Below are 14,113 nucleotides of genomic sequence, written 5' to 3'. Positions count from 1 at the left end.
CTCTCCGTCCACGGTCACCGCTACCCACCCGCGCCGACGCCATGCCGGTGCCCGGTGTGATCCACTATTGGCATGGGGGGTGCGCTCACGAGCCTGGTCGCGGTGGCCGGCACGCTGCTCGGCTCGGCTCTGACCTATGTCTTCCAGCGACGAACCGCGGGGCGCGCCGAGCGGTTCGCGCGGGACGAGCGGCTGCGGCAGGAGCGTTTGTCGGCGTACAGCGCATTCGCCGAGGCGGTCATGGAGTACCGGCACGAAGAGCTGAAGGTATGGCTGCACCGTCATGGGGAACTCACCCATCCTCTTCCGGAGCGCTTCGAGGTCGAGCAAGGGCGTCTCCGCTCGGTGGCGTTGCGAGCGAGATACCGCGTCCAGCTCCTGGCCGATGAACAGGGACTGATCGAACTCGCCGACCAGTCCATCGATGCGGTGGCCGACATTCACCGCGCCAAAGACGCGACCGAGCTGATGGAGCACGGCGAGCGTACAGAGCGACAGGTCGAAGGCTTCATCCGAGCGGCGGCCGCCGAGGTGCGTTGAACCACCCGCGGCCCGGCGCCGCGCCCGCGCCTGGCATCCTCGAAGCGAGCGGACCGATGACGGCCAGGAAGGGAACGAAGCCGATGAACAGCGCCGAACTGCTGACCGACGCCTTCGAACGCGTTCGCGAGACCGTGCACGAGGTCGTGGACGGCCTGTCCCCGGACCGGCTCGCCGCGCGCCTGACGGAGGACTCCAACTCGATCGCGTGGCTCGTCTGGCACCTGACCCGCGTGCAGGACGACCACATCGCCGACGTGGCGGGCGTCGAGCAGGTGTGGACCGCCGGAGGGTGGGCGGAGCGGTTCGGCCTGCCGCTGCCGCCGTCCGACACCGGGTACGGTCACGACGCGGAGGCCGTAGCGGCGGTCCGCGTCGAGTCCGGCGAACTCCTCACCGGCTACTACGACGCCGTGCACGAGCAGACCCTGCGGTACGTCGCCGGGCTGAAGGACGCCGACCTCGACCGCGTCGTCGACGAGGCGTGGGACCCGCCGGTGACGCTGGGCGTGCGGCTCGTCAGCGTCATCAACGACGACACCCAGCACGCCGGCCAGGCCGCCTTCCTCCGCGGCATCCTTCCCTGAGGTCTGCGCGGCGGACGACGACGGCGGAATTGTCACCGTCGGCAATTACACGGCGCACGACTCTGGCTACGGCACTACTTTCCGTTATTAGTACCTTCCTTACCGAATAGTTGACATCAAGCCAGAATTCATGCTTTCATCCGCCAGCGCCATTCGCCGTACACCCCCGGCCCCTCAGGATCATTCGTGCCACGGAAATCCGCTCGATGGACGATCGCCGCCCTCGCCGTCCTTCTCGCCGGTGGTGTGTCCGCGCTGCTGACCTTCCCCCGTGACGGGCACCCCTCCAGAGCGCGGGCCGCGCTCTCCGCCCGGGCGACGGCCGTCGACCTGAATGACCCGCGCGAGAAGGACATCGCCATGCAGGTGGTCTCCAGCGCGGAGAACTCCTCGCTCGACTGGCGGGCGCAGTACAAGTACATCGAGGACATCGACGACGGGCGCGGCTACACCGGCGGCGTCATCGGCTTCTGCTCCGGCACCGGCGACATGCTCAAGGTCGTCCAGGCCTACACCGACGCGGAGCCGGGCAACGCCCTCGCCGAGTACCTGCCGGCGCTGCGCGCGGTGAACGGCACCGACTCCCACGAGGGCCTCGACCCGGGATTTCCCGCCGCCTGGCGCAAGGCCGCCGCCGACCCGGCGTTCCAGCGGGCCCAGGACGACGAGCGCGACTCGGCGTACTTCGACCCCGCCGTCCGGCAGGCGAAGAGCGACGGCCTGCGGGCGCTCGGGCAGTTCATCTACTACGACGCCATGGTCATGCACGGGCCGGGAAATGACGCGGACAGCTTCGGCGGAATCCGCGCGGCCGCCCTGGCGAAGGCCGAGCCCCCGGCACAGGGCGGCAGCGAGGTCACCTATCTCAACGCGTTCCTCGACGCGCGGAAAGTCGCGATGAAACGCGAGGAGGCGCACAGCGACACGAGTCGCGTCGACACCGAGCAGCGCGTCTTCCTGAACAACGGAAATCTCGACTTCACCCCGCCGCTCACCTGGAAGGTGTACGGCGACGGCTACGCCATCGGCGCATAGAACTCCGGCGGGCGAACACGGCTCCCGACCGCGTCCGCCCGCCGGTCCGCCGACCCCGGCTCAGCAAGGGCGCAGGCCATCGAGTACCAGGTCGAGGAGCCGTCGCCAGTCGCCGCTGCCGGTGCGGATGGCCGCGGAGAGCGAGCCGGCGATCATGTAGACGTCCCCGACCGTGCAGTCTTCGCGGAGCGCTCCCGCGGCCTGGTCTTTTTCGATCAGGAGTCGCACGGTCGATTCAAGGTCGGCGCGTACGGTTCCCCGGGGTTCGCTTCCGGGCGTGGCACGGGACGTTTCGATGGCGATGGACAGTCCCCGGTCGCCCGCCAGGACCTCTCCGACGTGACGTAGGTAGCACGCCAGCGCCGTACCCGGGCTCGCGTTGTCCAGGCATTCGGTGCGGGCGAAGTCCTGGATTTCGGCGAACCGGTGGTCGGCGGCGGCCTCGATGAGCGCGCGCTGAGTCGGAAAGTGCCGGTAGACGGTGCCGATCCCGACGTCGGCGGTCCGCGCGATCTCGGGCATCTGGACCTCGGCGCCGCGTTCGGCGAAGAGCGTACGCGCCGCGTCCAGTATGCGGAGGCGGTTGCGCTCGGCGTCGGCACGCGGTCTACGGCTGGCGGATGGCGGCCTTGACAAGGATGACGCTCCTCTGCGACGCTCCCCGAAACGGAAGCGGATTCCTATTCCATTTATCTACCGAAGAGGATACTACCGATGTCTGAAGATCGTTTCCTTGTGCTCGAGCCCGGCGAGGCGCGGCCGGGCCGTGTACCGATGCCCCCCGCGTTCGCGGTCAAGGCGATGACCGAGGACACCGAAGGACGGTTCTCGTTGCTGGAGGTCCGCCTGGAGCGCGACATCCCCCGGCACACCCACCACGTGGCGGACGAGTGCGTCTACGTGCTGGACGGCGACCTCGGGGTCGACTTCGACGACCGGAGTCTCACGGTGACCAAGGGGTCCTTCGTCCTGCTACCGCACGGGGTGCCGCACGCCCTGCGCCGCGCCTCCGATCCGCCGCCCCGTGTGCTGCAGATCTCCTCACCCGGCGGATGGGAATGCTATTTGGCCGACCTCTTCGAGGCCGGTCCGTCGGTACTCACCGACGGCGCACTGGACCCGGCGAAGATCAACCCGATCGCCGCGAAGTACGACATCCACTACGAGGTACCGCCGAAGCCCTAGCGGCGCTAGGACACCCGAAACGAAATGGGCCCGGCCCTTTCGGGCCGGACCCACGTACCGCCGTACCGGGCCGGGAGCGATCAGTGCCCCTCCCCCGGCCGCCGGCCCGGCAGGAGCTGGACGAGCGCGGCCGTGACGAGGCAGCAGGCGATCACCGTCGTGAGGCCGGCGACGAACGCGGCCGAGAAGCGGGTCGTGCCGAGGACGTCGTAGAAGACGACGCCGACGACCGCGACGCCGATCGCGCCGCCGGACTGCAGCGAGGTGGAGACGACACCCGCGGCCGAGGCGGCGTACCGCGGCTCGACCCCGGTCAGCGCGGTCGCGGGCAGCGGCGCCATCACCAGGCCCATGCCGCAGCCCGCGAGGAGCAGCCCGGGGATCAGCCAGCCGATCCCGCCGTCGGTCGCCCCCGCGACGAGGGCCAGCAGGCCGTACCCGAGGGCCATGGTCAGCGCGCCGAGGGCGAGGACCTGACGGCCGAGCCGGGCCGCGACCTGCACCGCCCGCGAGGACGAGACGAAGTAGCCGGCCCCGAGCGCCAGGAAGATCAGGCCCGACTCCAGCGGCGACAGCCCGCGGCCCTGCTGGAGGTACAGCGCGAGGATCAGGAAGAACGAGGCGACGGCCATCTGGCTGAGCAGCGCGATCACGGCGCCCACGCTGAACGCCCGGTGCCGGAACAGGCCGAGGTGGATCAGCGCGCGCTCACCGGCACGCCGCTGGTACACGGCGAAGGCGGCGAGGACGAACGGCGCCGCGCCCAGGCACAGCCAGGTCCACAGCGGCCAGCCCTCCTGGCGTCCCTCGACGAGCGGCAGCACGATCAACACCAGCCCGGCGGTGACGAGAAGGGCGCCCACCACGTCGAGCCGGGCCTTGCCCGCCCGCGACTCCGGCACCAGGCGCATCGCCGCCGGCACCGCCACGAGCCCCACCGGCACGTTGATCAGGAAGACGGTGCGCCAGCCGAGCCCGGCGATGTCCGCCTTGATGAGCAGCCCGCCGATGAGCTGCCCGAACACGCCGCCGAACCCCATCGCCAGCCCGTACGCGTTGAAGGCGCGCGCCCGGCGCTCGCCGGTGTAGACGGTGCCGATGATGCCGAGCACCTGCGGCATGAGCAGCGCCGCCGCCATGCCCTGCGCGACGCGTGCCCCGACGAGGAACCCGGCAGTCGGCGCGAGCCCGCACGCGAGCGAGGCGAGGGTGAACAGGGTCAGCCCGAGCGTGTACATCCGCCGCCGGCCGTACAGGTCACCGAGCCGTCCCCCGGTGATCAGCCCGGCGGCCAATGCGAGCCCGAAGCCGGCGACGACGAACTGGATGGTGGACGGCCCGGCGTGCAGGTCCCGCTGGGTGGCCGGGATCGCGACGTTGACGATGAAGAAGTCGAGCGTGGTGACGAAGGTCCCGGCGAGCAGGACGAGCAGTGTCCCGAGGCCGGGTACGGCGGCGGCCCGCTCCTGGGCCGGTCTTTCGATGATCGCGGTGCTCATGCCGTAAGGTTCGCCGCCGCGGGGTCATCCGGTCGATTACCTCTCAGGTAAGCCGGATGCGTTCCATGAAGCCTGCCATCTCACCGGCGAGGGCCCTCGGACGTCACGGGTCGACATGATCGCGCGGTGAGACCAGCCGATTCTCATACGCGTACACGACGGCATGGACCCGATCGCGCAGGTCCAGCTTGTCCAGCGCGTGACCGAGATGGGTCTTGACGGTGGTCTCGGCGATGCGAAGCGCTCGGGCGATCTCGGTGTTGGTCCGACCTGCGACGACCAGGTCGAAGACCTCGCGTTCACGGGCGGTCAACCGGGCGAGTGCGGCAGGGGGACGAGCGGATGCGGGGGGCCGGGTGGTGAATGCCCCGATGAGGCGCTTGGTGACGGCCGGTGAGACCAGCGCACCGCCTTCGGCGGCGGCGCGTACGCCGAGGAGCAGTTCCTCCGGCGGCGCGTGTTTGAGCAGGAAGCCGCAGGCCCCGGCGCGGAGGGCGTCGTAGACGTACTCGTCCAGGTCGTAGGTGGTGAGGACGACGACCCTGGGCGCACTGGCCGAGGCGCCGGTGACGATCCGGCGGGTCGCCTCCAGGCCGTCCATGACGGGCATCCTCACGTCCATCAGGACGATCTCCGGTGCGAGCTCGTGGGCGAGGGCGATGGCGTCGGCGCCGTTGGCGGCCTCGGCGACGACGGTGATATCGGGTTGCGACGTCAGGAGCGCGACGAGGGCCGCACGGACCATCGCCTGGTCGTCGGCGACCAGCACCTTCAGCGGCCCATCGGGCTTCACGGCCGTCCCCCGCGGTCGTCGTAGGGAAGCGTGGCGGCCACCGCGAACCCGCCGGACGCCGCCCTGGCGTGCAGCCGCCCACCGTAAGGCTCCGCCCGCTCTCGCATGCCCGGCACTCCACGGCCGCCCGTGCCCGGACGCGCCACCGCCGTCCGGATCACGGCGGTGGCGTTCCCCTGCGGAGGGGGTCCGTTCACGACCCGCAGCGCCAGGTGGTCGGTCTGATAGCGGAGGGTCACGAAGGTTCGGGCGCCCGGGGCGTGCTTGAGCACGTTGGTCAGTGATTCCTGCACGATCCGGTAGGCCGACAGCTGCAGGCCCGGACTGAGATCCCGCTCCGGTCCGATGACCGCCAGGTCCGCCGGGGTACCGGCGTCCCGGGCGGCTTTCAGGAGCGAGCCCAGCTCGGCCAGGGAGGGAGCCGGACGCCGGCCCGGGTGGTCCGCGTCGTCGTCTCGGAGCACACCGAGCAGGTGATTGAGTTCGGTGAGCGCTTCGCGGGACAGCCGTTCGACCGTGGCGAGCGCGTCAGGGTCCGAGCCGGTGATCCGGGCCACGCCGGACTGGAGGGTGATCGCCGAGAGCTGGTGCGCGAGAACGTCATGGAGCTCGCGGGCGATCCGGGTGCGTTCGGCCAGGTGGGCGGCCTCCGCGGCGGCAGCGGCCTCGTTACGGCGCGCGGCGGCCGCGTCGCCGGCCAGGAAAGCGGCACCGATCAGCGCGAACGGCAGGCCCGCCATCCGATCGTTGTTGAACGTCACCCCGATCACGGCGGCGATGATCAGGCTGAGCCGGCCGAGCCGACCGGCGTGGCGCCCGGCGCCGGTGGAGTAGGCGCCCAGCCCGTACGCGGCCACCAGCACCGCGGCGAACGCCGCGATCTGGTTCTGGTGCAGTGCGTGGCGGGTCAGGAGCACCGCGGCCGCGAGTGCGAACACCAGAACGGGAGAACGCCGGCGCCATGCGAAGGGAACCGACGCGGCCAGCGCCAGGACCAGGTACCCCAGGACGACCGGGGTGGCGGGTACGTGTCCGGCCGGCCGCCACCACCACGGCACGTCCGGAGCCGCCCACGCGAACAGTCCTACCGCCATGAGCAGGTCGACCCGCCGCGCGGTGGCCGGATTGAGCGGCATGATCCGACTGTGGGTTCTCATCAGGTCACCTCGGCGCGGCGGAACAGGGCCAGGGCGGCCACCCCGCACACGGCCAGCGTCGCGGACAGTCCCACCAGGCCGAACAGATGGCCGGGCGTCGCGCCGCCGGAGCCGATGAACCGGGACCAGAAGTTGTCCGGCAGCGCGGTGATCGAACGCTGCCCGGCCGCGAATCCCATCCAGCCCTGCACCCAGGTGGCGGGCGTCCACCGGCCGATGCCGGGCACCGCGGCCGCGACGAGCATCGCGATGTCGATCCCGGCGGAGGTCGCCATCGTGCCGATCGTTCCGCGGGTCACGGCGGCGGCGAGCAGGCCGATCCCGGCGAACGCGGCGAGTACCAGCAGCGACCGTCCCGCCTGGGAGCCCGCCCACGTCGCCGCCTGTCCCACCGGCTCGTGCGGATCCGGCAGCCGGTACGCACGGGTGAGGATCGGGCCGGCCACCGTGAGTGCCGCCCAGCACGCGGCGATCACTCCGACGCCGGCCAGCCAGAGGCTGACGAACTTCGCGACCAGCACCCGCCACCGGTGGCCGCACTGGGTGAGCACGTTCTTCAGCGTGCGGCCCGACCATTCCCCGCCGACATGCCCTCCGGCCAGCAGCGCGAGAACCAGCGCCCCCGGCAGGGAGGCCATGAGCCCGGCGGCCTCGGCGCCGGCGGCCACCGGATTCAGCTGCGCGGAGGTGCGCGTCGCGGCCGACAGCATCTGGCGGCGGTTCTCGGCGAGCCGGTCCCCCATCCGTGCCCGTACATCCGCGCAGGCAGGCCCCTCGGGCACGCCCATCGCCGAGCAGGAGACCGGACGCGTCGCCTCCACCGTGTACCGGTGGGCGTTGGCGGCACCGCCGATGGCCAGCAGCACGCAGAACAACATGGCCGCGAGCGTCACCCCCCACAGCAATGGCCGGTTGAGTTTGCGCAGTTCAGCTCGCAGAAGACGCATCGCGTTCCTCCTCGGTGAGGGTCAGCCGCAGGAAAGCCTCTTCAAGCCCAGGGCGCTCGGTCCGGATCTGCCGCGCCCACACTCCACCCCGGCCCAGCGTCTGGTTCACCTCACGCCCGTCCGCACCGTCGACCACGAGCATCCGCTCACCGTCCGTGCGTACCGGCCATGCGGAAAGGAGCGCCTGCGCGGCGTCCTGCTCGGTCTCGTCCACGGCGACACGCACCCTCGGCCGGGTCGCCGCCAGCTCACCGACACGGCCGTGTTCGACGAGCCGACCCCGGCTCATCACGGCGACCTGGTCGCACACCTGCTCCACCTCGCTCAGCAGATGGCTGGACAGGAACACCGTCATGCCGTCGCCGGCCAGGGAGCGCAGCAGGTCACGGAACTCGCGGATGCCGGCCGGGTCCAGGCCGTTGGTCGGCTCGTCCAGAAGCAGCAACGCGGGCTCGCGCATCAACGCCGCCGCCAATCCCAGCCGCTGCCGCATGCCCTGGGAGTACGCCTTGACCTTCCGCCGCGCGACGGCGGTCAGGCCGACCCGCTCCAGCGCGGCGGGGACGCCGTCGGGGTTCGGCAGCGGCGGCCCGTGCAATGCCAGGACCTCGAGGTTGCGCTGGCCGCTCAGCCATGGATGGAACGCGGGCTCCTCGACCATCGCTCCGATCCGGGACAGCCCGGAGGGATCCGGAAGCCGCCGCTCGTTCACCCAGGCTCGCCCGCTGCTCGGTCTGATCAGGCCGAGCAGCATCCGCATCGTCGTCGTCTTGCCCGACCCGTTCGGCCCGAGAAAACCGAACACCTGACCGGATTCGACGACCAGATCCAGGCCGTCGACGGCGACCGTGGATCCGTACCGCTTGGTCAGCCCCTCGCATCGGATGACTCGCATGACGCGAACGTAGGCCGGGGATTCCGCGGCGTCCTCATCCTCCGCGACGAATCCCGTCTCGTCGATTCGACGAGGGGCGGTGCGGCGTCAGGTCAGGAGTCGACCCAGCCGCGGTCGCGGGCCAGCTCCAGCAGGTGCCGGCGCAGCTGGAGTATCTGTTCGCCGGTCAGGCTGGGCACGCGGAGGAGCACTTCGGTGATGTCCTGGGTGAACTCACCGGCCGAGAGCACGTCGCACAGCTCGTCGGCGTCCGGCAGGTCGCCTCGCCGGGACGGCGGGCCGGACTGCCGTACGAGGCGCACGGTCGACGCCTTGAGTCCGCGGTCGCCTTCGGAGATGTCGAACTCCACCCGGGCGCCGACCTTGTACAGGGCCTTGTCCGCCACGAGGTCGTTGGCGTGGACGAAAACGTCCTCCCCGCCACCCTCCGGCGCGATGAAACCGTACCCGCGAACCTCGTCGAACCGCACAATGCTGCCAGCCGCCACCGCACAACCTCGTTATCCGCAAACTCCCCATCAAAGGCGAGGCCATGCTACCTCCGCCCCTGCACCGGCCTAGCCTAGAATGACGTTCTAAAAAACGCTTCCGCGATCAACGGAGGGGCCGATGGGCGGCGAGTTGAAGGTCACGTGCGATCCGGCGGATGTGGGCCTCGATGCGGGGCGGCTGCGCCGCATCGACTCCCACTTCGCCCCCTACGTCGACGACGGACGACTGCCCGGCTGGCTGACTCTGGTCAGCCGGCGCGGTGAGATCGCCCACCTGTCGGCGTACGGCGCGCGCGACCTGGCCTCCGGCGCTCCGGTCGAGACCGACACCCTCTTCCGCATCTACTCGATGTCCAAGCCGATCACCTCGGTGGCGGCGATGATGCTGTACGAGGAGGGTGCCTTCGAGCTGACCGACCCGATCAGCCGCTTCCTCCCGGCGTTCGCCGACATGCGGGTGTACGAGAAGGGCACGGCCGAGGCGCCCATCACCCGCCCCGCGGCCGAGCCGATCCGTGTCTGGCACCTGCTCAGCCACACGTCCGGGCTCGTGTACGGGTTCCAGCACGTCAGCGTGGTCGACGAGCTGTACCGCGCGGCCGGCTTCGACCGGTCGACGCCGCGCGGCCTCGACCTGGCCGGCGCGGTCGACCGGCTGGCCGAGCTGCCCCTCCTGTTCGAGCCCGGCTCTCAGTGGAACTACTCCATGGCGACCGACGTCCTCGGGCGGCTGGTCGAGGTGGTGTCCGGGCAGCCGCTGGACCGCTTTTTCGCCGAGCGGATCTTCGACCCCTTGGGGATGACCGACACGGCGTTCCACGTCGGCACGGACGACGCCGACCGGATGGCGTCCCTGTACTTCGCCGGCGCCGACGGCCGCGCCAAGCTGCTCGACATGGGCGACACCGCCTTCCGGCCGCCGCGCGCGCTGTCGGGCGGCGGAGGCCTGATCTCCAGCGCGGGCGACTACCACCGGTTCTGCCAGATGCTGCTGCGCGGCGGAGAACTGGACGGCGTACGGCTGCTGGGCCCGCGCACGGTCGCGTACATGACGCGCAACCACCTGCCGGGCGGGGCCGACCTGGAGGAGTACGGCCGTCCGGTGTTCGCCGAGGTCTCCTACGCGGGGATCGGCTTCGGCCTCGGGTTCGCGGTCGTGGAGGACGCGGCGAAGACGAAGTCGCTGACGTCGAAGGGCGAGTACAACTGGGGCGGCGCGGCGAGCACGGCGTTCTGGGTCGACCCGGCCGAGGAGCTGACGGTCGTCTTCCTGACCCAGCTGCTGCCCTCGAACACCCACCCGATCCGCACCCGGCTGAAACAGCTGGTCTACCAGGCCCTGGTCGACTGAGCCGGCCGGGTCACGCCCGCGCGGCACGCGTCTCGCTGCGGAAGCTCCGGCCCAGCTCGGGGCCGAGGCCGAAGTAGTGACGGAAGTTGTAGATCAGCGGGCTCCAGCGCGCCGGGTCGACGTGCTGGGTGCCCGGCACGACGAGCCGGGGATCGGCGTGGACCCGCAGGACGTGCGCCTCGACGATGAGGAACGCGTCCGTGCTGTCGGGCCGTACGTCGGCCGCGCGGGCCTCCAGCTGGATCGGGCACTCGGCGACGCGCGGCGGCCGGACCAGCTCGGCGGGCAGCGGACTCAGTCCCGCGGCGCCGAACTTGGCCGGCTCGTACCGGAACGTGCCCCGCTTGTGCGGGGGAACGGGATCGTGCCCGGTCAGCGGCGCCAGCCGTTCGACGGCCGCCCAGTGTTCGGGCGCGGGCAGGTTGATCACGACCTCGGGACGCGCGAGCAGGTTGCGCCCGGTCTGTCCGTGCGCGCCGAGCCCGAGGACCACCGTCTGCCCGAGCGCCCAGGCCGACGACATGGGCGCGAGGTTGGCCGTGCCGTCCTCGTTCTCGGTGCTGAGCAGCACGACCGGCGTGCCGAAGTACAGGATGCTGGGCGTGATGACCTGGTGTTCCGCCGTGTGGATCTCCATGAGCCGAGACCGTAGCCGCGGATCATTTCCACGCCGGTCGAATCGTCGGCGCTCGGCCCCCTGGCGGCCCGCCGTCTTGGTCAGAGCCAGCCGGCGTCGCGGGCGATGCGGATCGCGTCAAGTCGGTTGCGGCCGCCGACTTTGCTGATGGCGTGGGACATGTAGTTGCGCACGGTGGCCGGCGAGAGGGCGAGTTGTCTGGCGATCTGATCGGTGGGCTTGCCGCTCTCGGCTGCCAGTAGCACCTTGCGTTCCTGGTTCGTCAGCGGGGAACTGCCGGTCTCCAGCGCGGCTGCGAGCAGGTCGGGATCGATCACGCGGTCGCCGGCCGCGACCCGCCGGATGCCATCGATGAGGGTATGGGCCGGCGCGTCCTTGACGATGAAGCCGCGTACATGGACCTTGAGCGCGCGCAACAGATTGCCGGGCTGGCTGAGGCCGGTGAGCACGAGGATTCGGCAGCCCGGCAGCTCGGCCGCGAGCTGTTCGGCCACGGCCAGCCCGTCCATGCCGGGCAGGTCGATGTCGAGCACGGCGACGTCCGGGCGGGTCCGCAGCGCGGCGGTGAGCACCTCGTCACCACGGTCGAGCTCGGCGACGACCTCGAGGTCGGCTTGCAGTGACAGCAGGGCGACCAGGGCGGCGCGGATGATGTGCATGTCCTCCGCGAGCAGGATTCTGATCATCGTGTCTTCCGGTGGGGAGCATGGGGAATCGAGACGCCCAGACGGAAATGTTCGCCGTCGTGGGAGGCCGTGACGGTCCCGGACAGGGCGCGGGCCCGATCCGCGAGGCCGGCCAACCCGCTGCCGCGGCCCCTGTCGGCCGAGGCACCGTCGTTGACGATCGTCAGTTCGACGGTCCCGGCTCTCGGGGCGATGGTGATCGCGCAGGTGCGAGCTCGGCTGTGGCGCAGCAGGTTGGTCACGCCTTCGCGGACGGCCCAGGCCAGGAGCCTCTCCTCCGGTGACCCGAGGTCGGCCGGGAGATCCGCGGTGATGTCGGTCTGAATGCCGGCGGTGTCGAGTAGCACGGCGGCGCCGTCGAGCTCCGATCGGAGTGACACGGAGTGTTCGCCGCGGGTGATGGCGCGAATGTCGCGCAGCGCGTCGCGAGCCACCTCGGCCATGCCCGCCACCTCCGCGCGAGCCATGAGACGGTCCTGGTCGAACAGGGCGAGCGCGAGATCGCCCTTCAGCGAGACCGCGGACAGGCTCTGGCCCAGCAGGTCGTGCAGGTCACGCGAGAGCCGCAGCCGCTCTTCGCTGACGGCCGCCGCCGCCAGCGCCGGCCGGGTCTCCCGCAGTTCCTCGACCACCTGGACCAGGAGCACCGATCCGTAGAGCGAGCCTGCGGCGACGGTCAGCGCCGCCAGGTCGTAGGCCGCGCTCAACATGCCGAAGAGCGGGCCCAGCCGGACCGCGTCGATCAACGCGGGAGCGATCAGCAGCCCGGCCGCGATGGGCAGCCACAGCTTCGGACGCGGCCGCAACAGCAGGGCGAGCGAGGCCACGCCGAAACACTGGGTGCTGACCCAGCTCCAGCTCCACCACTGCAGCGGCAGGTAGACCAGGACCATCAACAGTGCAAGCGACACCGGCCATCCCGGCGATGGGCCGCCGCGCAGGCAGGACATCGCGTGCCACACATGGAGCGCTCCGACGGCGAGGGCGATGACGACCACGAGCAGCGGGTTTCCGACGCTCGTCCCCGGTTCCTGCCCGGTGACCGTGTACGCCACCGGTGGCACCAGCCAGGCGACGGTGACCGCCACGATGAGCCACCGGGAGCCGCTCATCGGCCGCGCTCACGCAGGATGACGTCACCGTCGGCATCGATGGTGAGGACGTACGAACCGCCGGGTCGCCGAAGCAGCTGGGCCACGGCCTCCCGCACTGCCGGCCGCGCCCGCTCATCGGCCGTGGGGCGCAACGGCTGACGCGGCGCCACGACACCGACCGACACACCGGCGGCCGCCAAGAGCGCGACCGCCGTGTCGAGTTCGCGGCGTAGCGACGGCTGCTGGTAGCCGCGGATCAGGAACCGGGCGCCGGCCAGGGTCCGCCGGGACGCGGCCACGAGGTCGTCGAGTTCGGGAGTCACCGGCCGGTCCGTGACCGCCAGGGCCTGCGCCCTGTCCGCTATGGCGGCCAACTCGGCTCCGATCGAGTCGCGCAGTTCGTCGTCGACGCGCTCGCGCTCGCGTACGACCGCCTGCGCCGCCAGCAACTGCCGCGCCGATTCCAGTCGGCCGATGGAGCGCGCCAGCAACAACAGCACATACGGGCCCAGCACGGCGTTGACGCTCAACGAGCCCCAGATCCACTCCTCCGGCGCCCCCAGCAGCAGGTCGACCGGGATCGGCGCCACCAGGAGAAGCCCGTAGAGCATCGGCGACCACGGTCTGCGGACGACGATCAGCACGGCCAACGCCAGCGGCCCGAACGAGCGCGGCCACAACGGCCCGGCCCACGGAGCCAGGCCGATGATGATCAGCGCCATCGCCACCAGGAGCCACCATGCGTGCCCCGGCCGCCGGCCCTGGGTTTCCCTCCACACCAGGCGGAGGAAGAACGGCACGTACAACGCGGTGCCGATGGAGTAGATGACCAGCGGCGACCGCGACGTGGTGCTCAGAAAGACCGCAGTGATGTTCATCGCCGGCACGGTGAGGCTGAAGACCCGCACACCCACGATGGCCCAGCGGGGCAGCCGCGCGGTCATCCGGTCCAACGTGCCCTTCACCGCCTCCGATGCGTCCCGGCGTGCCACGGCGTGCCGGGCATCGGGGGCATTCGCTGCCGCCGACACCGAACAGGGGTGGTGCCCAGCGGCGGCGAGCATCACGGTCATGCCCGCATCCTGCACCGTCACCGGCCGCGAGAGCAGATCCAGATGTCGTCGATCACTGATGACGAACATCATCGCCTATCTGCGACTTCGGCATCTACCGGCCGGGCGGACGCGTCCTCCAGAGTTGGCCACGTCGCCGGACG

The 14,113-nt window shown here is 70.9% G+C and carries 16 protein-coding genes; 5 read left to right on the top strand and 11 right to left on the bottom strand.

Going from position 1 to position 14,113, the window contains the following annotated elements; all coding sequences use genetic code 11:
- Nucleotides 1–102 precede the first annotated feature (102 nt).
- From kilB to QSK37_RS29400, 3 genes are all read left to right on the top strand, one after another.
- Nucleotides 103–540: a plasmid transfer protein KilB gene (gene kilB / locus QSK37_RS29410; RefSeq protein WP_285627481.1), complete on the top strand. Its 438-nt coding sequence runs from the start codon at nucleotides 103–105 to the stop codon at nucleotides 538–540.
- An 83-nt stretch (nucleotides 541–623) separates the two neighbouring features.
- A complete protein-coding gene (locus QSK37_RS29405) occupies nucleotides 624–1,127 on the top strand; it encodes a mycothiol transferase (protein ID WP_285627478.1) in 504 nt (167 codons plus the stop codon).
- A gap of 186 nt (nucleotides 1,128–1,313) precedes the next feature.
- A complete protein-coding gene (locus tag QSK37_RS29400; protein ID WP_285627474.1) occupies nucleotides 1,314–2,162 on the top strand; it encodes a chitosanase in 849 nt (282 codons plus the stop codon).
- Nucleotides 2,163–2,222: 60 nt separating this feature from the next.
- Here the strand turns inward: QSK37_RS29400 and QSK37_RS29395 are convergent, their stop codons facing one another.
- Complete coding sequence (locus QSK37_RS29395; protein ID WP_285627471.1) at nucleotides 2,223–2,798, bottom strand: TetR/AcrR family transcriptional regulator; 576 nt, start codon at nucleotides 2,796–2,798, stop codon at nucleotides 2,223–2,225.
- Nucleotides 2,799–2,876: 78 nt separating this feature from the next.
- On the opposite strand from QSK37_RS29395, the gene QSK37_RS29390 reads away from it, so the two are divergent.
- Nucleotides 2,877–3,347: a cupin domain-containing protein gene (locus tag QSK37_RS29390; RefSeq protein WP_285627467.1), complete on the top strand. Its 471-nt coding sequence runs from the start codon at nucleotides 2,877–2,879 to the stop codon at nucleotides 3,345–3,347.
- Between the two features lie 80 nt (nucleotides 3,348–3,427).
- On the opposite strand, the gene QSK37_RS29385 is transcribed toward QSK37_RS29390, so the two are convergent.
- The 6 genes from QSK37_RS29385 to QSK37_RS29360 all read right to left on the bottom strand — a co-directional run bounded on the left by QSK37_RS29385 (nucleotide 3,428) and on the right by QSK37_RS29360 (nucleotide 9,126).
- Complete coding sequence (locus QSK37_RS29385) at nucleotides 3,428–4,846, bottom strand: MFS transporter (protein WP_285627464.1); 1,419 nt, start codon at nucleotides 4,844–4,846, stop codon at nucleotides 3,428–3,430.
- 103 nt (nucleotides 4,847–4,949) lie between these two features.
- On the bottom strand, nucleotides 4,950–5,639 hold the full coding sequence (locus QSK37_RS29380) for a response regulator (RefSeq protein WP_285627461.1): 690 nt from the start codon (nucleotides 5,637–5,639) through the stop codon (nucleotides 4,950–4,952).
- On the bottom strand, nucleotides 5,636–6,796 hold the full coding sequence (locus QSK37_RS29375; protein WP_285627459.1) for a sensor histidine kinase: 1,161 nt from the start codon (nucleotides 6,794–6,796) through the stop codon (nucleotides 5,636–5,638). The genes QSK37_RS29380 and QSK37_RS29375 overlap by 4 nt, the downstream gene beginning before the upstream one ends.
- Nucleotides 6,796–7,743: an ABC transporter permease gene (locus QSK37_RS29370; RefSeq protein WP_285627456.1), complete on the bottom strand. Its 948-nt coding sequence runs from the start codon at nucleotides 7,741–7,743 to the stop codon at nucleotides 6,796–6,798. The genes QSK37_RS29375 and QSK37_RS29370 overlap by 1 nt, the downstream gene beginning before the upstream one ends.
- Nucleotides 7,724–8,638, bottom strand: coding sequence for an ABC transporter ATP-binding protein (locus QSK37_RS29365; RefSeq protein WP_285627453.1), 915 nt, complete (start codon nucleotides 8,636–8,638; stop codon nucleotides 7,724–7,726). The genes QSK37_RS29370 and QSK37_RS29365 overlap by 20 nt, the downstream gene beginning before the upstream one ends.
- A 92-nt stretch (nucleotides 8,639–8,730) precedes the next feature.
- Complete coding sequence (locus QSK37_RS29360; RefSeq protein ID WP_285627450.1) at nucleotides 8,731–9,126, bottom strand: cold-shock protein; 396 nt, start codon at nucleotides 9,124–9,126, stop codon at nucleotides 8,731–8,733.
- 121 nt (nucleotides 9,127–9,247) lie between these two features.
- On the opposite strand from QSK37_RS29360, the gene QSK37_RS29355 reads away from it, so the two are divergent.
- Entirely contained in the window at nucleotides 9,248–10,480 is a 1,233-nt protein-coding gene (locus tag QSK37_RS29355; protein ID WP_285627447.1) for a serine hydrolase domain-containing protein, read from the top strand.
- Nucleotides 10,481–10,490: 10 nt separating this feature from the next.
- Here the strand turns inward: QSK37_RS29355 and QSK37_RS29350 are convergent, their stop codons facing one another.
- From QSK37_RS29350 to QSK37_RS29335, 4 genes are all read right to left on the bottom strand, one after another.
- On the bottom strand, nucleotides 10,491–11,117 hold the full coding sequence (locus tag QSK37_RS29350) for a flavin reductase family protein (protein ID WP_285627444.1): 627 nt from the start codon (nucleotides 11,115–11,117) through the stop codon (nucleotides 10,491–10,493).
- Nucleotides 11,118–11,197: 80 nt separating this feature from the next.
- Nucleotides 11,198–11,803 (bottom strand): response regulator transcription factor, encoded by a 606-nt coding sequence (locus QSK37_RS29345; RefSeq protein ID WP_285627441.1) that lies wholly within the window; start codon nucleotides 11,801–11,803, stop codon nucleotides 11,198–11,200.
- Nucleotides 11,800–12,915, bottom strand: a complete 1,116-nt coding sequence (locus QSK37_RS29340) for a sensor histidine kinase (RefSeq protein WP_285627438.1) — start codon at nucleotides 12,913–12,915, stop codon at nucleotides 11,800–11,802. The genes QSK37_RS29345 and QSK37_RS29340 overlap by 4 nt, the downstream gene beginning before the upstream one ends.
- Nucleotides 12,912–13,970, bottom strand: a complete 1,059-nt coding sequence (locus QSK37_RS29335; RefSeq protein WP_285627435.1) for a sensor histidine kinase — start codon at nucleotides 13,968–13,970, stop codon at nucleotides 12,912–12,914. The genes QSK37_RS29340 and QSK37_RS29335 overlap by 4 nt, the downstream gene beginning before the upstream one ends.
- Between the last annotated feature and the right edge of the window lie 143 nt (nucleotides 13,971–14,113).

This window comes from Actinoallomurus iriomotensis, from assembly GCF_030269445.1.
Lineage (GTDB): Bacteria > Actinomycetota > Actinomycetes > Streptosporangiales > Streptosporangiaceae > Actinoallomurus > Actinoallomurus iriomotensis.
The sequence above is the reverse complement of the archived record's forward strand: the minus strand, read 5'-3'. Positions and strand labels throughout refer to the sequence as shown.